Below are 22,504 nucleotides of genomic sequence, written 5' to 3'. Positions count from 1 at the left end.
AAGAGAATGATGAGTATACTTCAGTCTTTCAAACAAGACTTTTAGTGATCCATTTAATCCTCATTTAGACAAACAAAGGATGCCCTTAAAATGAGCATCCTTTGTGAAATAATTATTTTTTTCTAAAGGAGACGCTAGGCGTTTACTACATTCTTTTCACTTTCGCTCCTGCTCTTCAACAGTTAAATTTAAAAATTTACTATCGTCTAGTCGATGAGTTACTTTAACAAGCACAGTCAAATCTTTTCCATCCTCTTTTACTTGAAATATAAAAGTATCAATGACTTCATTTTCTGAAATCATCCGTCTTCCAGCATACTGATAATCAACAACTTCTTCCTCTGGGTAATCTTCCTTCACAACCACTGTTGCAATTCTGCCGTATTTTTTATAATCGACTTTTTCTTTATGTTCTCCATGTGTATGTACGTCGGCAAATACTGGTGCCTGAATGTAGTTTAAACATACTACAGTAAGTAACAATAAAAGTAGCTTTTTCATACAATAAACCCCCGTTTATCTAAAATTACTACTTCTATCTTTTTCAAATTGTAACTCGATTATGTATCAATGTAAGAAATTTATTTTTATACAGGTAAAACTTGATAAACGTGCAATAACAGGTTGACCAAATTTTTGGTTGAAAAAATAATTCATTATGGCTCAAACTAATCTTAACTCCCAAGGGAGGAGAATGAAAATGAATAAAGTGGATTATGACCGTGCGTTATATTATACTCACCGATCCGAATGGGATAATTTACTCATTCTTATGGTTAGAACAAGTGATCAATTTTTAGCGAAAAAAATCGAGCATTTTCTACATGCGTACAATTTTGAAAAAGATTACACGATTATCGAACAGCATCTATATACACTTCTACGTTATATTGATCACGCCAATCAATTATCGGAAGAAGAAATGAAAACAGCTTCACCCTATTTTATGTAGAATTCCACCAAATAATGTAAGAGCACTATCTATTTGTAGTGCTCTTCTTTTATTTGACAAAGTTATTTTTCACTGCAAAAATGGCCGCTTGCGTGCGGTCATCGACGTCTAACTTTGATAATATATGAGACACATGTGTTTTTACCGTTTTCTCTGTTATAAATAAATCGGTCGCTATTTCTTTATTGGATTTACCTTTACCCATTTCGGATAATACTTCTTTTTCTCTTTTTGTAAGTTCATGCCATAAATGTATGTCCTCATTTTCATGTGAGAATTTTGACATTAAATGAGTGGTCGCTTTAGGGTGGATATAATTTTCCCCGTCCATTATTTCATTCATCGTTTTTACGAGCTCATCTGGTTCAACATCCTTAAGTTGATAACCTGATGCGCCGGCTGCTATTGCAGGGATACAATGGCTTTGATCTGAATAACTTGTCAGTATGAGTATTTTTACTTGAGGAAATTTCTTTCTAATTGCTTTAGTTGCTTCGATTCCATTCATGTCAGGCATATCAAGATCCATTAAAATAAGATCAGGCATACATTGTTCTGTTAATTTTATTGCTTCCTCTCCAGTACTTCCTTCACCAACAATATGGATATCCTTTTGTGTTTTCAAAAAAAAGATAAGCCCTTTTCTTACAACATGATGATCGTCAATAATTAATACATTCACCCGTTAGACCCTCCTCTCAATTGAACAGGCGTATAATGATCTTCGTCCCCTCCCCTTCACTAGTAGTTATTTCCATTGTACCATTCCGCCGTTCAGCTCGTTGACGCATATTTCGCAATCCATGGGAAGGTAAGAATACAGATGGACTGTAATTAAATCCTACACCCTGATCAGTTATACTCATCTGTATTATCTGTTTATCCTGGTTGAAATCAATTGCAATATCAATCTTATCCTGACCAGAATGCTTCTTACAATTCATCATTGCCTCTTGAGCTATCCTCCATAAAGTTTCTTCTGTTTGTGGAGAAATATTTGTTAATGTATTAACATGACAATGTAACTGAAGCCCAAGCATTTCACTGTATTCTTTTAATGATGTAAGCAACCCGTTTTCTAGACTTTTTGGTTGTAACTGCCAGATCAGATCACGCATTTCATGAAGTGCTTGTTGGGAAAGCTCTTGTATATAAGCAAATGTTTCTTGAACAGTTTTAGATTTTGTTATCTCTCTTCCTCCTCGAGCCGTTAAACTAACCGAAAATAACAATTGATTGACAGAGTCATGCAATTCCTGTGCAAGGCGATTTCTTTCCTCAATAAGTGCCATTTCTCGTTCCCTCTCAGTTAATGCCATTCTTTTTAATGTCGATCCTATTTGAAAAGCAACAGATTCTAATAAAGAAAGTTCCTTTTCTGTGAAATGAATTTTATTCGGAGCTCCTACATTTAAAATGCCGAACATTTCTTCACCAAAGCGAAGGGGAACTGTTGCATGATGGGTTAAACCTTCAATGTCAGCATATCCATTCTTTTTTGCCTCTTCAATTCTTTTACAATTGATAATATTACTCGCACGGTTTAATTCACCGTTATTGTAACGATTTACACACCAGCATTCTTTCGAACACATCGGAGCTAACTGATTTGTTGTTAATGCTTGGGGCAATTGATGATGTGCGATTAGTGTTGGTTCATGGTTCTTGATTAAAAAAAGCCAGCCTGTTTGTAATTGAGTGACTTGTAGCAATCTTTCTAATACAGCAGACAATGTTTCTTTCATTTCGCTTCCTTCATTAAGTAATTCCGCTATTTCCTTAAGTATGACTGCTTCACGAATTTGTTGATCCGCCATTCTCTTTAACCCTCTCTTTATGACTATTATAACGAGTATTTATGTAATGATCTTCATTCGCATCGATGAAAATATCTCAGCCTAAGGTCGTATATATGAAGCTTATTTGCTACTACTTTTAACTAAAATTGGTGAATCCTCAGCAATTATCCTCAAAACGCGAATCCACTTTGTTTGGCTTTAAATAAGCTACTGCTAAAACAAACCTTTACTACAATGATCTCTTTAATGAACTTTACTTTTATTTACCCTAGGGTTCATGAGGGATTAACAAGGCCATTACTTGAATAAAAAAATCGAACATATTCTCATCCTTTAAGATTTGAATGATGTTCGAATTTTTTTAGTTTTTCAATTCCTCTTGTATCAATTGATCCACTTTCTTCATTAGTTCCACTTGAACATGGTCAAGCTTTTCTTGACTCAAGCTTAATGATTCGCTTTTAACACCGAAGTAAAACTTAATCTTTGGTTCCGTTCCTGATGGGCGTAAACAAATCCATGTACCATCAGCGAAGAAGTACTTTAATACATTAGATTTCGGAAGATGAATATCCGAACGATGATCACTTTCTGTACGAATACTTGTTAAATAATCTTCTGTCGCGATATGACTAAGACCTTCTATATCAATTGAAGATGCATTTCTAAACGTAGAGAGTATGTTTGCAATTGTTTCTGTACCTGCTTTGCCTTTTAAAGTTATCGACTTTAATCCTTCACGGAAATAACCATACTTTTCATAAATCATCATTAATACATCATAAAGGGTTTGGCCCTTTTCTTTATAAAAAGCAGCTGCTTCAGCAATTAATAGTGCTGCTTGAACAGCATCCTTATCTCTTGCAAAATCACCAATCAAATAACCATAGCTTTCTTCATAACCAAAAAGGAATTTATACTCACCTGTTGTTTCATATTCTTTTATTTTCTCAGCAATAAATTTAAAGCCTGTAAGTACATCTTTTGTAGTTAAACCAAACGAAGCTGCAATTTCTCTTCCTAGCTCTGAAGTTACAATTGTTTTCAATACAATTCCATTTGACGGAATGCTATCTTTATCCTTCTTTTGTGCTAGCATGTAGTAAAGAATTAGAGCACCTGTCTGATTGCCTGTCAGAAGCTCATACTCATTTTTATCATTTTTAACTGCTATTCCTAATCTGTCCGCATCGGGGTCAGTAGCAATAAGTAAATCAGCATTTACCTCTTTCCCTTTTTTTATAGCCAACGTAAATGCAGACCTTTCTTCAGGATTAGGGCTATCTACTGTAGGAAAATCACCATCAGGTTTTTCTTGTTCCTCTACAATATGAACATGCTTATAATTCAAGCTTGCAAGCCCTTCTCTAACCGGTTTATTGCCAGTGCCATGTAATGGAGAAAATACGATAGAAAGATCCGTTTTTTCTCCTATAGAACGGTCTTCTGAAATTGTCTGTAACTTTTGAACATAAGCACGATCAATAGATGCGCCGATTGTAACAATCAGTTCTCTCTCTCTTAACAGTGCTTCTTCTTCTACTTCAATAAGTAACTCGTTTTCAATTTGATTTACTTTTGCTATAACTGTATCGGCATCTTCTGGTATCAATTGTGCTCCATCCGGCCCGTATACTTTGAAACCATTGTATTCTTTTGGATTATGACTAGCCGTAATGACAATACCAGCATATGCATGCAAATACCTTACAGCAAACGAAAGCTCAGGTGTGGGTTTTAACTCATCGAAGATATATGTTTGAATATCATTTGAAGCAAGCGTTTTTGCCGCTTCTAAAGCAAATTCTGGTGACATATGTCTTGAATCATAGGCAATCACCACACCTCTTGCTTTTGCTTCCTGCCCTTTTTCAATTATGTATTTGGCTAAACCGTAAGATGCTTTTCTAACGGTATAAATATTCATTCTATTTGTGCCTACACCGATCTCTCCTCTCATCCCACCTGTTCCGAACTCGAGGTCTTTATAAAATGCATCTTCCAAATGGTTTTCATTGTCATTTAATTGAATTAATTCTTCTTTCATTTCAGAAGTCAATTGCGAATATGTATTCCATCTATCTACATTGCTTTTCCAATCCATCGTTTTCCCCCCTAGTTAAATGCCTCTTTCCATTATCGACTAAAATAATCCATTTTGTAAGCTATTCTCTCTTATTAAAAATAGTGGATTTTTATAAAATTTTCAATAAATTACTGCAGTTTCTGTTTCAATTTCTTTAAAGGATATATCCCTAAGAGTCCACATTCATCATTTTCCAAAAAGAACACGAACAAATAAATTTGTTCGTGCAAAAATAGCTATCTATAGAATTTATTTATGATTACGATATTGAATTTGATAAATATCATGCCTTCTATCTTTCAAATGTCTTACTGTACCGTCCTGTCTTTTCCTTCTTAATACCTCTAAGTCTACATCACCAATTTGCACCATTTCAATATTTGCATTCGTCTCCCCGACAATTCCATCCTTAGCAAACTCGAAATCTGAAGGTGAAAAAATCGCTGATTGTGCATATTGTATATCCATATTTTCTGTTTGTGGTAAATTCCCTACTGTACCTGATATTGCTGTATAAATTTGATTTTCAATTGCCCGAGCTTGTGCACAGTATCGAACACGTAAATAACCTTCTCTGTCCTCGGTACAAAAAGGAACGAATATAATTTTTGCTCCCAAATCAGTCGCAATTCGAGCTAATTCAGGGAATTCAATATCATAACAAATTTGAATCGCAATTTTTCCACAATCAGTATCAAAAACGCGGACAGCGTCACCTGGGGATATCCCCCACCATTTTCTTTCATTAGGAGTAATATGGAGTTTATATTGCTTTTCAATCGTACCATCACGTCTAAATAAATAGGCTATATTATAAATTTTATCCTCATCCTCTTTTACAAAATGAGATCCACCTATAATATTTATGTTATACCTAACAGCTAAATCAGTGAATAATTGAATATACTCTTCCGTATACTCAGTAAGCTTCCTTATGGCAAGACTCGGTACTTTCTCGTCCAGAAATGACATTAATTGCGTCGTAAATATCTCTGGAAAAACTGCGAAGTCCGCTTCTGCATCTGACGCAACATCTGTGAAATACTCGACTTGACTAGCGAAGTCTTCAAACGATTGAATTTGGCGCATCATATATTGTACGACACAAATTCTAACTGGATAACTTGTTTTATAAAATCTTTTCGTTGTCGATTTATAATCAACATTATTCCATTCCATTAATGTTGCGTATTTATTGGATTGCCTATCATCTGGCAAGTAATTAGGGTTTATCCTCATCAGTGTAAAACCATTTAATAATTGAAAGGATAATACAGGGTCATATATTTTATGAAGTGATACTTCATTAACATATTCTCTCGGACTCATCTCTTTTGCATGCTTATGATAATTAGGGATTCGCCCTCCAATAATAATACTCTTTAGATTTAACTCCCGAGCTAGCTCCTTTCTTTGCTCGTAAAGACGGTGACCAATCTTCATTCTACGATACTCAGGATGAACCATTACTTCAATACCATACAGATTGTAGCCATCATCGTTATGGTTAGTTATATAACCGTCATCAGTGACATCAGCCCATGTATGGCGATCATCATATTCATCAAAATTAATAATTAAACTGGAACAAGAACCAATGATTTCACCATCATACTCTGCTACAAATTGTCCTTCCGAAAATATATTTAAATGGCTTTCAAGGTGATCTCTTTTCCATGGATCCATTCCTGGAAAACATACCTCTTGTAGCGCAATAATTTTGTCGATATCTTCTTCTTTCATATTTCTAATAATCATTTTTTTCTCAAATTTGCTTAAATCTAATTTTCTCATAAATACTCCCCTTATTTTCATTGAAACAAACGTTTGTTACTCTTATACCCCTATTTTCCCTTTTCTAATCTTAGGCAAATGGTCTCCCTATAGATTCATTTGTCAACACATAACTATGCTTGATTTGTGTTGATTTTATGACTTTTTATAGAATTTTCTCAAGCATCGTTTATTTTTACGTTAAAGAGACGTATAATTTGTTAAAATACGTTAGTATACATATTTTTCATTTCGCCTATAAATATGAAAAAAGGGAGAACGTTATGAAACCAACAGAAAAGAAGGATGCTAGGGAAAGTATACTGTTTACAGCATGGGCTGCCTCAGTCATTGCTGTTTTCGGCAGTTTATATTTTTCGGAAATTAGACAGTATGAGCCATGTGAATTATGCTGGTACCAAAGAATTCTTATGTATCCTCTAATTGTCATTTTAGGCATAGCAGTAGTTAAAAAAGACTTTCGAATCAGCTTTTATACGATGATTTTATCTGGAATTGGAGGACTCATCTCTATTTACCATTACGGTATTCAAAAGTTTTCTTTTTTAACTGAAAGCGCGCCAGCATGTGGCAGAGTTCCTTGTACGGGACAGTATATTAACTGGTTGGGCTTTATCACTATTCCATTTCTAGCATTGGTTGCATTTATTATTATTTTTATTTGTAGTGTCATGATATGGAAAAAAACAAAGGGGGAGAAGACCGAATGAAAAAAATTATCATATTCTTAGCAGTCATTATTATTCTTTTTGGTGGAGTTGCACTGTTAACAAAAATGCAGAACGATCAAAAAGTTTCAGGGGACAACCCTTACGGAACAACTGATTTAGAGCAAGAAACGATTGATCAGTTAGATGATCCTAATTATAGCAATATTGTGTTACCGGAGGATTTAGAAAGTCAATTAAGTGAAAGCGGCGAAGCTACAGTATACTTTTTTAGTCCGACATGCCCTCACTGCCAAAGAACAACTCCAATTGTTGCTCCTTTATCTGATGACTTAGGCGTTGACTTATTACAATACAACTTACTAGAATTCGATCAAGGTTGGAATGACTTTGGTATTTCAGAAACACCAACTATCGTGCATTATGAAGATGGAAAAGAAGTAGCTCGTATTACAGGATACCAAGAGGAAGCTGTATTTCAAGATTGGTTTGAGGAAAACGTAACAGAATAAAAACGGATTAAAATTAAAAAAACGACCAAATTTATTTTTGAACATTTGGTCGTTTTTTTGTATTTCCCTTTAATGATTCTTACTGTAAGTATGCTTGGTCTATATTTATTGGCTCTTTCGTTTGTTCAGGAAGGAAATGATGAAAGGAAAATGGAAAAGAGATATCAAAACGATTTAAAATCTCAGTATTTCTTTTAAATAACTCACAATGTTCTTTCTTCAACCCTGCATCTTCAAGAAGGTGCATTAAAGTTTGTAAACTAGCCAATACCGAGTAAGCATCTCCTAAAGTTTCCATACACTTCTCTGTCGGCTTTAAAATATTCATGTCACCAAATGCCTGTAATTCTTTTTCTGAAAAATAATGAGGTAAAACATGATGAAACATTTTATCGACCAATGCTTCAATTTGCTCCTCTTGTTCTGTTGTTGCCGCAAAAACTACTTTCACAAGTAACCCACCTTTGTTCACTAATACTTCATGATTACCAATAGAATAGCATAAACTACTTTTGCCTCTCGGTGGTAATTATCACCATGATTTTATATACTATTGATGCAAATATCGTTTTCTAAAAGAGAACTTAAATAATCCTTGTTAAATACACTTTCATCTATATGAATAAACACTATATGAAATGCTTAAAAGGAAGGAAGTAAATAATGGTAACAGTAAGTAAAAAAGGAGAATGGTTTGAATTAACCATTCCAAAAAAATGGGCTGGACAATCTGCAACGCAATTGTTTAGAGAGATTTGGGGCGCCCCTAAAAAGCTGACTCATCAAATGCGCATGGAACAATGCGTAAAAAAGAATAACAACCCTATTATATGGGAAAAGCCACTAATCCATGGAGATCGGTTACAATTCAAACTTTTAACGGATCATCAGGTAGAAAATCTTGAGAATGATGGTTTCTATACAGATGTAGATGTTAGGTACGAGGATGATCACTTAATCATTTTTAACAAACCTGCTGGGATGGAAACACACCCACACACCTTAGTCCAAAAAAATACCCTTTTAGATGCAGCCAAATATTATATGCAATTCCAGGGTGAATCTACTTACATCCGACATATTCACCGATTAGATAAGGAGACATCTGGTGTGATACTATTTGCCAAACATTCTTTAGCAGGTGCTATCCTTGATACAGAACTTGCACAAAGAACTATCAAGCGCACGTATATGGCTCTCGTCCATGGCCAACTTAAAAATAAACATGATAGTATTGAACTCCCCATCGGAAAGGATCGCCATCATTCCAATAAGCGGAGAGTCTCAACTACAGGGCAATATGCCAAAACGACCTATGACGTCCAAGCTTATGACAGCAAAAGAAATATTTCACTCATTACTTGTCAACTTGATACAGGCAGAACCCATCAAATTCGTGTCCATTTAAGTCATATCGGACATCCACTCGTTGGTGATCATTTATATGGAGGAAAGAACCTGCTAACAAGACAAGCATTGCATGCTTATAAACTCGAGTGGCAGCACCCCTTCACAAAAGAAAAACAGGAAATCACTTGTCCAGCACCAGCAGACTTCCGCTCATTATGTCCATAAAGGAAACAAAGTACAAAGTCTACTATCAGCTCTTTTATTTATCTATTTACAATCGATAATAAAAACACAAAACAACGAGCAAATTCGAAGTGAAGTGCTCCTTAAATTTAGCCATAAAAAAACTGCACCTCCAATTGTTAGCTCATTTCTAACAATTGGAGTACAGTTCAAATTGTTCGTTTTACTTATTTTAATCTGTCGATTTCCTCATGGACCTCATGATGAAACTTACGATAAAGGCAAGCACAATCGCACCAATGATCGCTGGAATTATAGCAAAATCTGCGATTACTGGTCCCCAGTCTCCTAAAATAAGAGTCCCTAACCAAGCTCCGATGAAGCCAGCAATAATATTGCCTATAACTCCTCCTGGGATATCTCTACCTGCGATTAAACTCGCTACCCAGCCGATAAGTCCACCTATAATTAATGACCATAAAAAGCTAAACAATGCTCTTCACTCCTTCATTACATCTATTTCATCTTCATTAGATGTACACTTAGGTTGTGAAAGCACTCAACGAATCATTCATTCAGTTTTTTCCTAATATGGAAATATCAATTACAAATCGTCAGGATTTTTACCCATCCGTTTATTTTTATTATATTCGTCAATAACACTCATATCCTCGTCAGACAGAGCAAAATCAAATATAGCTTGATTTTCCTCTAGCCTCTTTAATTTCGTTGTTTTAGGTATAACAATTACTTGATTTTGTATATGCCAACGCAGAATAATTTGCGAGACTGTTTTATTATATTTTTCACTTAAGGTAACAAATTGTGGCTCCTTAGACAGTTCACCTCTTGCAATTGGCGCCCACGCCTCCACTTGAATGTTATTACTCCAGCAATACTCACGAAGTGGTTGTTGTGATAATTGCGGGTGCAATTCAACCTGATTTACCATTGGCATTATATTTGCGTCTTTTTTTATTTCTTCTAAGTGATGTTCGTGAAAATTACTAACGCCTATTGCCTTTACTAACCCTTCTTCATACAAATACTCAAGTGCTCGCCACGTATCTTTATACTTTTTTGGCATGGGCCAATGAATTAAATATAAATCAATATAAGATAAATGTAATTTTTTCAAACTTTTCTTAAAGGCTGCAATCGTCTGCTCATATCCATGATCATCATTCCAAACCTTTGTCGTAATAAACAGCTCTTCTCTATGTATGCCACTTTGTTCTATTGCTCTGCCTACACCTTCTTCATTATCATAGAAGCTGGCAGTATCGATTAAGCGATAACCTAGTTGAATCGCATTCCTTACGACATTTTCCACTTCCTTACCTTCTTCTACTTTATATACTCCTAAACCAAATTGGGGCATCAAGACCCCATTTGCTAATTTTACATTAGGTATTTTTACCATCCCTCATCCTCCTCAAGTAAAAAGTCTGTTTTTTTATTTCCATAAAAATATAAACGATGAAGCGGTCGAGTCATTGCCACATATAACAACTGTATTTCTAAAGGAGCTTTTGAGGTAAATACTTCATCAATCGAAAAGATAAATACTACGTCAAACTCTAAACCTTTTGCTAAATAAGCCGGAACAATGACGACTGATTCTTTAGGAATTTGTCCATGTTCTCCTAGTAAATAAACCACCATATCGCCAGTTTTTTCAAATTGTTGATAAAGCTTCATACAATCGTTCATCGTTTTCCCAATTAATGCAAAAGTTTTAAACCCTTCTTCTTTTACTTTAAGTAATTTAGCCTCTAAGACATTTATATAGTGCTTGCCTTCGGGGGATGGGATAAACTGCGGATGCTCTCCATGTCTAACAACAGGCTTTACTTCAGGAAAGGTATACGGCAGTTTTTTTAATATATGATTAGCTGCTTCCATAATTTCTACAGTAGTCCGGTAACTCTTCTGTAATTCTGTATAAGTGGCTCGAGGGAAAATCTCAGCCTTTACGTCTTCCCAAGATGTAAGCCCTCTATAAGAGTGAATACCTTGTGCTAAGTCTCCCACTAATGTAAACATATCGGTATCAGCTGCTTTCTTAAGAGAAAGAAGTTCCATGAACGTATAATCTTGCGCCTCATCGATGACTATGTTTTTTACTTTCCACTCTTTTTCAATTCCAAACAAATGAACCTGCAAATACAATAATAAAGCTAAATCTTCTCTTTCATACATTCGCCTCTTAAACAAGTCTTGTTGATACCGTATAATATTTTCTGCTTCTACTTGTGTTAACTGATTATGTGAGCGTTTTACTAATTGCTGTGGATTTTGAAATAAATCTTTATAATAGGACCAAATATTCTTTTTAGGAAATTGCTTCATATATGTAGCTACCGATGTCTTTATTGCCGTTTTCATTTCATTCAACCTTGCTTCTTTCTTATCAAGGGCTTGTGATACATATTTTTTTCTCTTCACGGGATCTTTCGCTTGATATAATGCTCTTTCAATTTTGTCATCATAAAACATTTCAATTTTCTCAAGCATTTTCTTTTTTTTATGTTTTATTTCATTTTGTAATATCGAACGTAACTTATTTATTCTCTTATACAAAGGTAAATAATAAAAATCTTCTTCCAATAATTGCACAAATCTTGCACTTTTATATAATCGATACTTATCAACATAAAAATCAGTAGGCGGATGAAAAGTTAGAAATATTTCTTTCATATATTCATTCAGTATTGTTTGAAAAACTTTAGACCCCTTCAATTTTGATATTTGAAGCGCATGAACTGTTTCCTTTTGATGATTTTTCTCTAATAATTGAATTAACTTATCATCTTTTTTCAATTTTATATTTTCCTTTTGTAACGCTCCTATTACATAATCCTCGTACGTTTTTTGCTTAATATTCTCAACACCAAGCTCAGGTAGCGCTTCGGAAATATAATCAAGGAATAGATTACTTGGAGCAATAATCATCAATTGCTCAGGTTGAAAGTTTTCTTTGTATTGGAAGATAAAATAACTAATTCGGTGTAGAGCAATCGTCGTTTTACCACTTCCCGCACCGCCTTGAACGATGATAGGTTTATTCAAATCAGCTCTGATAACTTTATTTTGTTCCTCTTGTATAGTAGATACGATTTCTGTGAGGCGATTACTTGCACTTCCAGCTAGGGTTTCTTGTAACAATTGATCATTTGTTGTCAAATCAATATCACGAATCTCAGTTAGGAGGCCTCGCTCCATCATAAATTGTCTTTTTAATAAAAGCTCACCGTTAAAATTCTCTCCATTAGAGACATACGAAACATCCCCTAGTCTGCCTTCATAATAAAGATTTGCTATTGGTGAACGCCAATCGACAATTAATTGATCCTGATTTTCTCTTGAGTATAAAGACGTTTTCCCAATATAGATAACTTCTTCCGCCGGTTGATCATCTCTGGAAAAATCAATTCTTGCAAAATAAGGTTTGAGACGGGACTTTTTCAAACTTGATAGCTCTTCTTTTGACATATCAAAAAAGCGAGCATTCGTTAATAAGGACGAATAACCTAAGCTGGAATCGACGTCTTTAAAGGCTGCTTTCATATTGTCTTGAAAATTATCCTTCGATGTCTCTGCTGTTTTAATAACAGCTTCCATATATCTTTTTGTATATTCTAAGCGCTGGTTTTCTTCATTGTAATCGGGGTGTTGATGTACCGTTGTCATATCATTTACCTCCATTTTAATAATTAGCCGCTGATGGAGAGTAATCTGACGTTGTGTAAGTGAGAAGAAATATATATTATCAGAAAAATGCATAACAATCAAATAAATGCGCAGTACTTTTAAGACATTCCAATATGAATAGATATTAATTAAGTTAAGGAATAATGTAAAAGTAAAGAAAAACTTTATTAATTTTTTGTAAAGGCGAATACAACCAATTCATGAAAAATAGTATGGATTTCACTCACTCATACTCTTAGAAAGTTAGTAATAACAAGGGATATAAAGGTATTTAATTAAATAATAAGAAACATTACAATTAGATTACATTTGAACATAATTCGACATTTTTCTTCTAGACCCGAAAATTACGCTTTATACAATAAAATTTTTCGTTTAAAATAATAACGTTTGAAGGGTTTATTTTCCGAAAATTACTGGGGGTATTAATGATGGTTTTTAAAAAACAAGATAAATTCAATAAATTGTTAAGTGATATTGCAATCAACTTAAAAGAAGGAGCTATGTATTTCGCCGATTATAAGCTAAATAACATTAGTGACTTAAAAATTTTCTCAGAAAAAATGAAAGAATACGAAACAAAAGGCGACACACTTGTTCATGAAACAATTAAAGAATTAAACAATGCCTTCATTACACCAATTGAAAGAGAAGATATTCTTCATCTTGCAATGGCAATGGATGACGTATTAGATGGTTTTGAACAAACAGCAGATTTATTTGAAATGTACTCCATCATTAATGCTGATGAATATATGTTAAAGTTTGTAGAAGCTATTCAACAAAGTGCAGTAGAAATTGAAAAATCAGTTGAGCTATTATCCTCTAAAAAGTTGCTAAAAATACGAGATCATGCAATTAAAATCAAAGACCTAGAATCAAAATGCGACGGCGTATTACGCCAATCTATTAAACATCTTTTTTCTGTTGAAAAAGATCCAATTCGCATCATTCAGAAGAAAGAAATTTACGAAAACCTAGAGGAAATTGCTGACAGCTGCCAAACAGTTGCCAACGCATTCGAAACAATTATAATGAAAAACGCGTGAGGAGCAATAACTAATGGATGCAATTTTAATTATCACAGTATTAATCGTCATTTTTGCTTTAGTCTTTGACTTTATTAACGGATTTCACGATACAGCGAATGCTATTGCAACTTCAGTGTCAACGAAAGCTTTGAAACCTAGACATGCTATTATACTAGCTGCAACAATGAACTTTGTAGGTGCAATGACTTTTACAGGTGTTGCGAAAACGATTACGAAGGATATTGTCGATCCTTTCACCTTACAAAACGGCTCAATTGTCATTCTATCTGCCCTTATAGCAGCGATTTTCTGGAACCTTTTGACTTGGTATTTCGGCATACCAAGTTCATCCTCTCATGCTTTAATTGGTTCAATCGCAGGTGCTGCCATTGCGTCAGCTGGCTTTTCTGCATTAAACTATAGTGGATTTATCGGTATTATACAGGCACTCATTTTTTCACCACTGATTGCTTTTGCAGCCGGATTTATTATTTATAGCATTTTTAAAATTGTTTTTAGAAATAATAATTTAACAAAGACAAATAGAAATTTTAGAACGATACAAATTTTCACCGCTGCATTGCAATCATATACCCATGGTACAAATGATGCACAAAAAGCGATGGGGATTATCACACTAGCGTTAATCTCCAATAACTATGTAACTTCAACGGACATTCCTTTTTGGGTCCAATTATCTTGTGCAATCGCGATGGGACTGGGTACATCTGTTGGTGGTTGGAAAATTATTAAAACAGTTGGCGGTAAAATCATGAAGATTCGCCCTGTTAACGGAGTAGCAGCAGACATTACGGGGGCAATGGTCATCTTTGGTGCAACCGCACTACATATGCCAGTTAGTACAACTCATGTTATTTCTTCATCTATCCTCGGTGTAGGCTCAGCCCATCGAGTAAAAGGAGTCAAATGGGGAACAGCACAACGTATGTTAATTACTTGGGTTATTACTTTGCCGATTTCAGCAACAATAGCTGGATTAACTTATTTGATTTTGAGTTCTTTCTTATAATGCAAACAAATCCTTAAGGGTTTATATCCTTTAAGGATTTTTTGTCTTCTTCTAATAAGAACACATATATAACAAATACTATAAAGAACTTGAAAATCTTCATAAAAACGAATACTATAGTCCATGTGACCTTTTTTCGTTCGTATTATTACACACGACCATGTATTTACAGCTTGGAGGATTCTAATGTTTAAGTTAAAAGAAAACAATTCTACAGCAAAAACAGAAATACTCGCCGGTTTTACAACTTTTTTAACAATGGCATACATTGTTGTTGTTAACCCAGTCATTCTTTCTGACGCTGGTGTCCCATTTGATCAAGTCTTTACTGCAACGATTATTGCAGCAGTTGTTGGTACACTTTGGATGGCCCTTTTTGCTAATTATCCAATTGCTATTGCTCCCGGTATGGGATTAAATGCTTATTTCGCCTATTCTGTTGTTGGTGGGGGCTTAGATTATGTAACAGCTTTTGCTGCCGTCTTCGTAGCCGGACTAATCTTTGTGATTTTATCTTTAACTGCTTTTCGTGAAAAATTAATTGAAGCCATTCCCGAAAACTTAAAAGCTGGAATTTCAGCTGGTATTGGTTTATTTATTGCATTTGTTGGACTGCGAATGTCCGGCATTATTACAAGTGATCCTAGCAATCTTGTTGCTCTAGGGGATTTAACAGCAACTTCGGCAATATTAACGCTAGTTGGTTTAGTCATCACACTCATTTTAATCGCACTAAATGTATCTGGAGCACTGTTTTTCGGCATGATTATAACAGGCTTAATCGCGTTCTTTACTGGGCAACTACAGTTTAGTGACGGGCTTACATCTTTACCTTCGCTTCCAGAAGGCATTTTAGTATTCAACCCCATTTCAGCTATTGGGGACGTCATCACTCATGGCCTTTATGCGGTTGTTTTCTCGTTTTTATTAGTAACAATATTTGATACAACCGGAACAATGATTGGTGTTGCCCAACAAGCTGGTTTAATGAAGGGGAATAAATTGCCACGTGCAAGACAGGCTTTATTATCTGATTCATTAGCCACATCTGTCGGTTCTATGTTCGGAACAAGCCCTACAACTGCTTTCATTGAATCTTCTAGTGGAGTTGCCGCCGGTGGACGAACCGGACTAACTTCTTTGACAGTAGGTATCCTTTTTATCGTTGCTGCATTCTTTAGTCCACTTGTCAGTGCGGTTTCAGGCATTGCTGCCATTACTTCGCCTGCACTCATAATTGTTGGTAGCTTAATGATGGGAAGCTTAGTTAAAGTTAAATGGGGTGAGTTTGATGAAGCTTTCCCAGCCTTTTTAATTATTTTGACGATGCCGCTCACTTCTAGTATTGCTACAGGTATTGCACTCGGATTTATAACACATCCAATCTTAAAAATATTTAAAGGCAAAGGTAAACAAGTTCATCCACTCGTTTATATTTTCGCTGTATTATTTCTCATTCAATTGCTCTTTTTACCACATTAAAGTTGAATGATTAAAACATATATTAGCTAAATAAAAAATCCGAACACCTCACCAAATGCTAAAGCAATTTAAGCATCTGATTGATGAGTGTTCGGAATTTTTATTTACCAGTATAGATTGAATGAGTTATACTTCTACCTCTTCAATTTTATTATGTGGGTTATTATAAACTTCTTGGTCAATATCTTTCGTAATTTTACTCGTTAATATACCCGAAGTCATAGAACCACTTACATTTACCGCTGTTCTTCCCATATCAATTAACGGTTCAATTGAAATCAATAAACCCGCAAGCGCGATAGGTAAATCTAAAGCTGAAAGGACGAGAATGGCTGCAAAAGTTGCTCCTCCACCTACTCCCGCAACGCCAAATGAGCTGATAACAACTATAACGATAACAGAAAGTAGAAAACTTGGTTGTAATGGATTAATCCCGACCGTAGGTGCAATCATAACAGCTAACATAGCCGGATAAATACCCGCACAACCATTTTGTCCAATCGAGAGACCAAATGAGCCAGCGAAATTGGCTATTCCATCTGACACCCCTAATGATTTTTGCGTCTTAATATTTAAAGGTAATGCCCCAGCACTTGTTCTTGACGTAAAGGCAAACGCAAGCACCGGAAAAGCTTTTCTTAAGTATTGTAGTGGACTTAATCCGACAAATAGTAATAATAACAAATGAATTAGCATCATAACCGCTAACGCTACATATGAAGCAATGACAAATTTCCCTAAATTATAGATTGCAGAGAAATCACTTAATGCAACTGTCTTTGTCATAATAGCTAGCACGCCATAAGGAGTTAATCTAAGGATTAGTGTAACCACACGCATAATAATGCTATAAAAGGCATCGACAATTTTTGCAAATACCTCTGCTTGCTCAGGTGTTTTTCTTCTTACGCCCAAGTAGGCAATACCTAAGATTGCTGCAAATATAACGACCGATATCGTTGAAGTCGCTCTCGCTCCTGTTAAGTCAAGAAAAGGGTTTGCAGGAAGTAACTCTAAAATTTGTTGAGGCAATGTTTGAGCTGCTAGTGATTGAGATGTTTCTTCCATTTGTGTCCCTCTACTGATCTCTGCATCTCCCTCTTCAATTTGGATGGCTTCTAAATTAAAGACAGTCGCCGAACCAATACCTACAATAGCAGCCAAAGCTGTAGTCCCAAGTAGTATTCCGATAATTAATACACTAATTTTACCAATATTACTTGAGAGGCTCAATCTTGTAAACGCTCCTAAAATGGAAATAAACACGAGTGGCATAACAATCATTTGTAAGAATTTAACATAACCCCCACCAACTAGTTGAAACCAATCTGTTGACCTTGCCAATACTTCTGAAGTTGGTCCATAAATCAGTTGCAATGCTAAACCAAACAATATACCTATTCCCAATGCCGTAAAGACTCTTTTAGAAAATGAAATATGTTTACGTTGCATAATAAATAATAAACTAATAAAACCAATCATTAATGCTAAGTTAATAATAAACCATACATTATCCATCATTACCCCTCCTAATATCTTACTTTTGCACAATTTCATATGATAATACGATTATTCCTATACGTCAAGTATGAATTCCGATTTAATTATCCTTTATGGTATATGCTTTTTTCATGAATATATACCAATCTATCTATTGGCCTTCTCTTATTTAACATTTTCAACTGTTTACATATTTTTTTATTCCCCTTTGAAAGGCAAAAAGCTGCAGCATCGCTTAAAATAAGCTAACGATGCTACAGCTAAAATCAAAACTCTTATTACTTATAAGCTTCTTACCTTCTCGCTGCAAGCTTTCATAGCAGTGAGAACAGATGAACGAAATCCTGTTTCTTCTAACTTGCTGACCGCATCAATAGTCGCACCTCCAGGGGTACAAACCTCATCTTTTAACACTCCAGGATGTTTACCAGATTCAAGCACCATCTTTGCTGCACCTAATACTGCCTGAGCACCTAGCTTATAAGCAGTGTCTCTTGGTATACCGTCCTTTACTGCTCCATCGGCCAGTGCTTCTATAAATAAAAACACATATGCAGGAGAAGAACCGCTAATTGCTGGAATGCCGTCCATTAATGACTCGTCAACTACTTCCACTTTCCCGATAGCAGAAAAGATGCGTATTACTTTACTTAATTTCTCTTCATTAATATACTGGTTGCTACTTAGCACACTCATTCCCTCACCAACCAGTGAAGGTGTATTTGGCATTGTACGTACTGCCATTACATTTCGCTCAAAGTACTCTTCGATATCATTTAGAGTAATGCCAGCAGCAATTGTTACGATAATGCTATGTTCATTTACTACTTCTTTTATTTCATCAATTACTTCCTTATGATCCTTAGGAGGAACCGCTAAAAAGATCACTTCGGCGTTTCTTGCCACTTCTTTATTGGAGTGGGTTGTATGAATCGCATACTTTGCTTCTACCTTATGTAGTGTTTCTTTCGTTCTTGCACTTGAAATAATTTCATGATGACTGACTAAACCGTTTTTTAATATACCTCCAATAATCGCTTGTGCCATTTTTCCACAACCGATAAACCCTATCTTTTTTTCCATTATTATCACTCACCTTTTCCATGCTCTGGTTCATTTTAACATGAACACAGCTGTATTCAAAAAAGTGTTTAATCTACTTCTTTAAGACAAACGTAGAACAAATGATACTATATTTGCTACAAGCTTACCTTATTCATTAGATGAACTTCATCAAAAAAAATAACCCAAAGCATCAATGCTTTGGGTTATTTTTTAATTAATTATCTTGAACATCTTTTCGATTCTTTTTAAACATTTTTGATAATACTTCATACACAATAGGAACAACAACTAGAGTTAATAAGGTCGAACTTGCAAGACCCCCGATAACTGTGATACCTAATCCTTTAGAGATTAAGCCTCCACCGCCTGAACCAAATAATAATGGAACCAGCGCACCCATTGTAGCAATAGCTGTCATTAGTATCGGACGAAGACGAGTGGCACCCGCTTCTAGAATAGCGTCTCTCATCGTCATACCGTTTCTTTCCATATGAATAATCCGGTCAACCAATACAATAGCGTTCGTAACAACGATACCGATTAACATGAGTAGACCCATCATAACCGTAACAGAGATTGTTTCCCCTGCAATGTATAATCCGACAAATGAGCCAATTACTGCAAACGGTAGTGAGAACAGAATGGCAAACGGTGCAACACCCTCACCAAATGTAACAACTAAGATGAAATATACAATCGCAATAGCGGCAAGCATTGCTAAACCTAATTGCGTAAACGTTTCATTCATATCTGCAGTTACACCAGCAACATCAAGAGTTACCCCTTGTGCCAAGTCTAAATCATCGATACCTTTATCCAGCTCACTCGTAACTTTGGATAAATTATCTGAAGTTACTGTTGCAGAAACTGTTGCATAGTACTCACCTTTACTACGAGACAATGTATTTAATGTTGTTCCTTCTTCTACATTAACAAGCTCAGATAATGGCATTTCTTGGCCTGTCGCAGTCGGAACCTCTGTATCTAATAACTCATCAATTGATTTCGCAGGCTCAGCAGCTTCAGTTTGAATAATGACATCTATTTCATTACCATCACTTTGAACAGTTGTCAGCACTTCACTATTACCTTTATCGTTTAACGCCATAACGATTTGACCTGTCGTTAAGCCATACTGCATGACATCTGCTTGCTCAACTTTTAAGATATGTTCTACATAAGCGTCTTCTGCCGTAGATGAAATATCATCTAAGTTATCAGTATCATGCATGACATCTTCCACTTGTGTCACGGCATCATTTAGTTTATCTAAATCCTCACTATACAATGTATAGCTTACTTCACTAGTATTCGCACCCATTGAAGAAAAGTCCTGAGATTTCCACTCACCAGATTGTTCTATATTAAATACATATTCTTCAATTTCTTCTCTTACCTCTGGGAAGTTCTTCATATCTGGATCAAAAATTAGATACATAAGAGCCCCACTAGCGCCCCCACCCATCATCATAGCAGCAGGATCTACATTGTCTGGGTCATTAATGGACAATTGTAGTATATCAATATCATCGCGTTTTAATAACTCTTCTTCTACTTCAGAAATATTCTCTTCTGTTATATCCATCTTTTCGCCGGTTTCAGGTGTATATGTTAAATACATTACCTTCTCTTCTTCACTTCCAAGGAAGCTAAAACCGATTAATGGAGTCAATGCTAATGATCCAGCTAATAAAAGAATAGCGATAGCTGACGTAATAATTTTATGGTTTAACGCTTTACTTAGAATGCCTTTATACCATAAAGCAAGTTTACCTACTTCTTTATGATTGCTCTCCTCTTTCTTACCGTAAAGTTTTTTCTTGAATAAGAAATGAGATAGGGCTGGGACAATTGTAATCGCAACAATTAATGAAGCACCCAATGCAAATGTCATCGTTAAAGCAAACGGAACAAATAGCTCACCAACCATTCCACCTACGAAAATTAACGGCGCAAAAACGGCCACAGTTACTAATGTAGATGAAAGAATCGGCTTAAACATTTCAATAGTCGCTTCCCTTACTAAAGCACGACCATTTAATTTTTCCTCTTTCAAATGTAAGCGACGATAAATATTTTCAACAACAACAATCGAGTCATCGATTACACGACCAATTGCTACTGTAACCGCTCCAAGAGTCATAATATTTAACGTAATATCCAACCAATTAAGGACTAAAAATGCCATAAAAATCGACACCGGAATGGAAACAATGGATATAATCGTTGACTTAAAGTCTCTTAAAAAGAGTAGAATAATTAATACAGCAATTAAACCACCAAAAAGTGCTTTTTCGACCATTGTGCTAACAGACTTTTCAATCGGTTCACCCTGGTCTAAAGAAATATCAATGGCAAGGCCATCATACTTTTCTGTTTCTTCTTCAACATAGTCTTTTACACGATTAACTACATCTACTGTGTTATCCTGTTGTCCTTTTACAATTTGGATCGCAATCGCATTTTCTCCATTTGTACGAGAAACAGACTCTACTTTACCTACTTGTTCAATTTGAGCAAGTTCACTTAGCTCAACAAACGGTTGTGGGTGGTCGGCAGTTGGCGTTACTGGGATCATCATTTCTTTCAACTCATCAACAGTTGTTACTTTCCCATCTACCGAAACAGCTTCTTCAGCTTCTTCAAAATCAAATAGCCCTAAAGATAATGCCATATCACTTGCTTGAATCAGTTCTTTTACATCATCTTGATTCAATTCAAACTTGGCTAGCTCTTCTTCATCCCAAGTAAATTCAACTTGTTCAATATGTTGACCAGTCATTGTTGCAGATGCTACTCCTTCAATCTTTTCAATATCAGGCAAGATCACATCTTCAACTAATTCAGTCAGTCCAACTATATCTTCTTCTGTACTACTAATTGAAAGTGCAACTACTGGCATCATATTCATGCTGATAGATGTCACAGTCGGCTCTTCCACATCTTCAGGAAGATTTAGATTAGCAATCGCTCTTTCTAGTTCAACCTTTTTATCATCCATATCAACGCCATATTTATATTCTACTTGAATACTTCCTACATTCGCACTTGAATTAGAATAAACAGCATTGACATCATCTAGCCCTTCAACTGCCTGTTCAATTGGCACTGAAACCTCTTCCATCACTTGCTCAGGTGTGGCACCAGGATAAACACCATTTACCATTAAAAATGGAATAGAGATATCCGGGATTGTTTCAGTTTTCATCTGTGTAGTTGAGTAAACACCTGAAACTGTAATAATTATGGTTAATAACCACACAGCGAGCTTATTCTTTAAAACGAAATTGACTATGCCCTTCACATTGACACCTCTTTTTTTATTAATTCGATTTTCC

Annotated in this window: 19 protein-coding genes; 7 read left to right on the top strand and 12 right to left on the bottom strand. The window is 35.3% G+C overall.

Annotated features, from left to right (window positions below; translation table 11 throughout):
- Positions 1-156: 156 nt before the first annotated feature.
- Entirely contained in the window at positions 157-501 is a 345-nt protein-coding gene (locus tag MKX78_RS07465; RefSeq protein ID WP_095369950.1) for a DUF3889 domain-containing protein, read from the bottom strand.
- Positions 502-700: 199 nt separating this feature from the next.
- On the opposite strand from MKX78_RS07465, the gene MKX78_RS07460 reads away from it, so the two are divergent.
- The gene (locus tag MKX78_RS07460) at positions 701-952 is read left to right on the top strand and encodes a YhdB family protein (RefSeq protein WP_095369951.1); all 252 of its coding nucleotides are present in this window, start codon (positions 701-703) and stop codon (positions 950-952) included.
- Positions 953-1,001: 49 nt separating this feature from the next.
- Here MKX78_RS07460 and MKX78_RS07455 read toward each other — a convergent pair whose 3' ends face one another.
- The 4 genes from MKX78_RS07455 to MKX78_RS07440 all read right to left on the bottom strand — a co-directional run bounded on the left by MKX78_RS07455 (position 1,002) and on the right by MKX78_RS07440 (position 6,631).
- Positions 1,002-1,634 carry a response regulator gene (locus MKX78_RS07455; protein ID WP_095369952.1) on the bottom strand — a complete coding sequence of 211 codons (633 nt, stop codon included), beginning with the start codon at positions 1,632-1,634 and terminating at the stop codon, positions 1,002-1,004.
- A gap of 16 nt (positions 1,635-1,650) precedes the next feature.
- Entirely contained in the window at positions 1,651-2,769 is a 1,119-nt protein-coding gene (locus MKX78_RS07450) for a GAF domain-containing sensor histidine kinase (protein WP_307318304.1), read from the bottom strand.
- Positions 2,770-3,112: 343 nt separating this feature from the next.
- Positions 3,113-4,855, bottom strand: a complete 1,743-nt coding sequence (locus tag MKX78_RS07445; RefSeq protein WP_095369954.1) for a phospho-sugar mutase — start codon at positions 4,853-4,855, stop codon at positions 3,113-3,115.
- A gap of 231 nt (positions 4,856-5,086) precedes the next feature.
- Positions 5,087-6,631, bottom strand: a complete 1,545-nt coding sequence (locus MKX78_RS07440; protein ID WP_095369955.1) for a bifunctional GNAT family N-acetyltransferase/carbon-nitrogen hydrolase family protein — start codon at positions 6,629-6,631, stop codon at positions 5,087-5,089.
- A gap of 263 nt (positions 6,632-6,894) precedes the next feature.
- Between MKX78_RS07440 and MKX78_RS07435 the strand changes: the two genes are divergently transcribed.
- Together MKX78_RS07435 and MKX78_RS07430 are read left to right on the top strand one after the other, a co-directional pair.
- The gene (locus MKX78_RS07435) at positions 6,895-7,341 is read left to right on the top strand and encodes a disulfide oxidoreductase (RefSeq protein ID WP_095369956.1); all 447 of its coding nucleotides are present in this window, start codon (positions 6,895-6,897) and stop codon (positions 7,339-7,341) included.
- Positions 7,338-7,811, top strand: coding sequence for a thioredoxin family protein (locus MKX78_RS07430; protein WP_095369957.1), 474 nt, complete (start codon positions 7,338-7,340; stop codon positions 7,809-7,811). The genes MKX78_RS07435 and MKX78_RS07430 overlap by 4 nt, the downstream gene beginning before the upstream one ends.
- 79 nt (positions 7,812-7,890) lie before the next feature.
- On the opposite strand, the gene MKX78_RS07425 is transcribed toward MKX78_RS07430, so the two are convergent.
- On the bottom strand, positions 7,891-8,262 hold the full coding sequence (locus tag MKX78_RS07425) for a DUF5365 family protein (protein ID WP_095369958.1): 372 nt from the start codon (positions 8,260-8,262) through the stop codon (positions 7,891-7,893).
- A gap of 212 nt (positions 8,263-8,474) precedes the next feature.
- On the opposite strand from MKX78_RS07425, the gene MKX78_RS07420 reads away from it, so the two are divergent.
- Positions 8,475-9,386, top strand: a complete 912-nt coding sequence (locus MKX78_RS07420) for an RluA family pseudouridine synthase (RefSeq protein ID WP_307318297.1) — start codon at positions 8,475-8,477, stop codon at positions 9,384-9,386.
- Positions 9,387-9,576: 190 nt separating this feature from the next.
- On the opposite strand, the gene MKX78_RS07415 is transcribed toward MKX78_RS07420, so the two are convergent.
- The 3 genes from MKX78_RS07415 to MKX78_RS07405 form a co-directional block, all read right to left on the bottom strand.
- Positions 9,577-9,837 carry a GlsB/YeaQ/YmgE family stress response membrane protein gene (locus MKX78_RS07415; RefSeq protein WP_224939070.1) on the bottom strand — a complete coding sequence of 87 codons (261 nt, stop codon included), beginning with the start codon at positions 9,835-9,837 and terminating at the stop codon, positions 9,577-9,579.
- A gap of 111 nt (positions 9,838-9,948) precedes the next feature.
- Positions 9,949-10,767: an aldo/keto reductase gene (locus MKX78_RS07410; RefSeq protein WP_095369961.1), complete on the bottom strand. Its 819-nt coding sequence runs from the start codon at positions 10,765-10,767 to the stop codon at positions 9,949-9,951.
- Positions 10,761-13,037 (bottom strand): HelD family protein, encoded by a 2,277-nt coding sequence (locus MKX78_RS07405; protein ID WP_095369962.1) that lies wholly within the window; start codon positions 13,035-13,037, stop codon positions 10,761-10,763. Before MKX78_RS07405 ends, MKX78_RS07410 begins: the two co-directional genes overlap by 7 nt.
- Positions 13,038-13,489: 452 nt before the next feature.
- Here MKX78_RS07405 and MKX78_RS07400 point away from each other — a divergent pair, with 452 nt between their 5' ends.
- From MKX78_RS07400 to MKX78_RS07390, 3 genes are all read left to right on the top strand, one after another.
- Positions 13,490-14,107 (top strand): DUF47 domain-containing protein, encoded by a 618-nt coding sequence (locus tag MKX78_RS07400; protein WP_095369963.1) that lies wholly within the window; start codon positions 13,490-13,492, stop codon positions 14,105-14,107.
- A 13-nt stretch (positions 14,108-14,120) separates the two neighbouring features.
- Complete coding sequence (locus tag MKX78_RS07395; RefSeq protein ID WP_095369964.1) at positions 14,121-15,119, top strand: inorganic phosphate transporter; 999 nt, start codon at positions 14,121-14,123, stop codon at positions 15,117-15,119.
- A 186-nt stretch (positions 15,120-15,305) separates the two neighbouring features.
- Positions 15,306-16,601 (top strand): NCS2 family permease, encoded by a 1,296-nt coding sequence (locus MKX78_RS07390; RefSeq protein WP_095369965.1) that lies wholly within the window; start codon positions 15,306-15,308, stop codon positions 16,599-16,601.
- Between the two features lie 126 nt (positions 16,602-16,727).
- On the opposite strand, the gene MKX78_RS07385 is transcribed toward MKX78_RS07390, so the two are convergent.
- The 3 genes from MKX78_RS07385 to MKX78_RS07375 all read right to left on the bottom strand — a co-directional run bounded on the left by MKX78_RS07385 (position 16,728) and on the right by MKX78_RS07375 (position 22,470).
- Positions 16,728-18,119 (bottom strand): L-cystine transporter, encoded by a 1,392-nt coding sequence (locus MKX78_RS07385; RefSeq protein WP_307318291.1) that lies wholly within the window; start codon positions 18,117-18,119, stop codon positions 16,728-16,730.
- A 264-nt stretch (positions 18,120-18,383) separates the two neighbouring features.
- Positions 18,384-19,184 carry a pyrroline-5-carboxylate reductase gene (gene proC, locus MKX78_RS07380; protein ID WP_095369967.1) on the bottom strand — a complete coding sequence of 267 codons (801 nt, stop codon included), beginning with the start codon at positions 19,182-19,184 and terminating at the stop codon, positions 18,384-18,386.
- 196 nt (positions 19,185-19,380) lie between these two features.
- The gene (locus tag MKX78_RS07375; RefSeq protein WP_341050383.1) at positions 19,381-22,470 is read right to left on the bottom strand and encodes an efflux RND transporter permease subunit; all 3,090 of its coding nucleotides are present in this window, start codon (positions 22,468-22,470) and stop codon (positions 19,381-19,383) included.
- Positions 22,471-22,504: the final 34 nt, after the last annotated feature.

The sequence above is a fragment of the Cytobacillus sp. FSL R5-0569 genome (genome assembly GCF_038007265.1).
In the GTDB taxonomy this organism is placed as follows: Bacteria; Bacillota; Bacilli; order Bacillales; family Cytobacillaceae; genus Cytobacillus; species Cytobacillus kochii.
This window is presented reverse-complemented; position numbering and strand designations above follow the sequence as displayed.

Bases quoted from the DNA above. Each gene is read 5' to 3' on its own strand.
- proC (WP_095369967.1), bottom strand. From the start codon at position 19,184: ATGGAAAAAAAGATAGGGTTTATCGGTTGTGGAAAAATGGCACAAGCG.
- MKX78_RS07430 (WP_095369957.1), top strand. From the start codon at position 7,338: ATGAAAAAAATTATCATATTCTTAGCAGTCATTATTATTCTTTTTGGT.
- MKX78_RS07420 (WP_307318297.1), top strand. From the start codon at position 8,475: ATGGTAACAGTAAGTAAAAAAGGAGAATGGTTTGAATTAACCATTCCA.
- MKX78_RS07465 (WP_095369950.1), bottom strand. From the start codon at position 501: ATGAAAAAGCTACTTTTATTGTTACTTACTGTAGTATGTTTAAACTAC.
- MKX78_RS07395 (WP_095369964.1), top strand. From the start codon at position 14,121: ATGGATGCAATTTTAATTATCACAGTATTAATCGTCATTTTTGCTTTA.
- MKX78_RS07460 (WP_095369951.1), top strand. From the start codon at position 701: ATGAATAAAGTGGATTATGACCGTGCGTTATATTATACTCACCGATCC.
- MKX78_RS07390 (WP_095369965.1), top strand. From the start codon at position 15,306: ATGTTTAAGTTAAAAGAAAACAATTCTACAGCAAAAACAGAAATACTC.
- MKX78_RS07440 (WP_095369955.1), bottom strand. From the start codon at position 6,631: ATGAGAAAATTAGATTTAAGCAAATTTGAGAAAAAAATGATTATTAGA.
- MKX78_RS07445 (WP_095369954.1), bottom strand. From the start codon at position 4,855: ATGGATTGGAAAAGCAATGTAGATAGATGGAATACATATTCGCAATTG.
- MKX78_RS07410 (WP_095369961.1), bottom strand. From the start codon at position 10,767: ATGGTAAAAATACCTAATGTAAAATTAGCAAATGGGGTCTTGATGCCC.
- MKX78_RS07435 (WP_095369956.1), top strand. From the start codon at position 6,895: ATGAAACCAACAGAAAAGAAGGATGCTAGGGAAAGTATACTGTTTACA.
- MKX78_RS07400 (WP_095369963.1), top strand. From the start codon at position 13,490: ATGGTTTTTAAAAAACAAGATAAATTCAATAAATTGTTAAGTGATATT.
- MKX78_RS07405 (WP_095369962.1), bottom strand. From the start codon at position 13,037: ATGACAACGGTACATCAACACCCCGATTACAATGAAGAAAACCAGCGC.
- MKX78_RS07385 (WP_307318291.1), bottom strand. From the start codon at position 18,119: ATGGATAATGTATGGTTTATTATTAACTTAGCATTAATGATTGGTTTT.
- MKX78_RS07450 (WP_307318304.1), bottom strand. From the start codon at position 2,769: ATGGCGGATCAACAAATTCGTGAAGCAGTCATACTTAAGGAAATAGCG.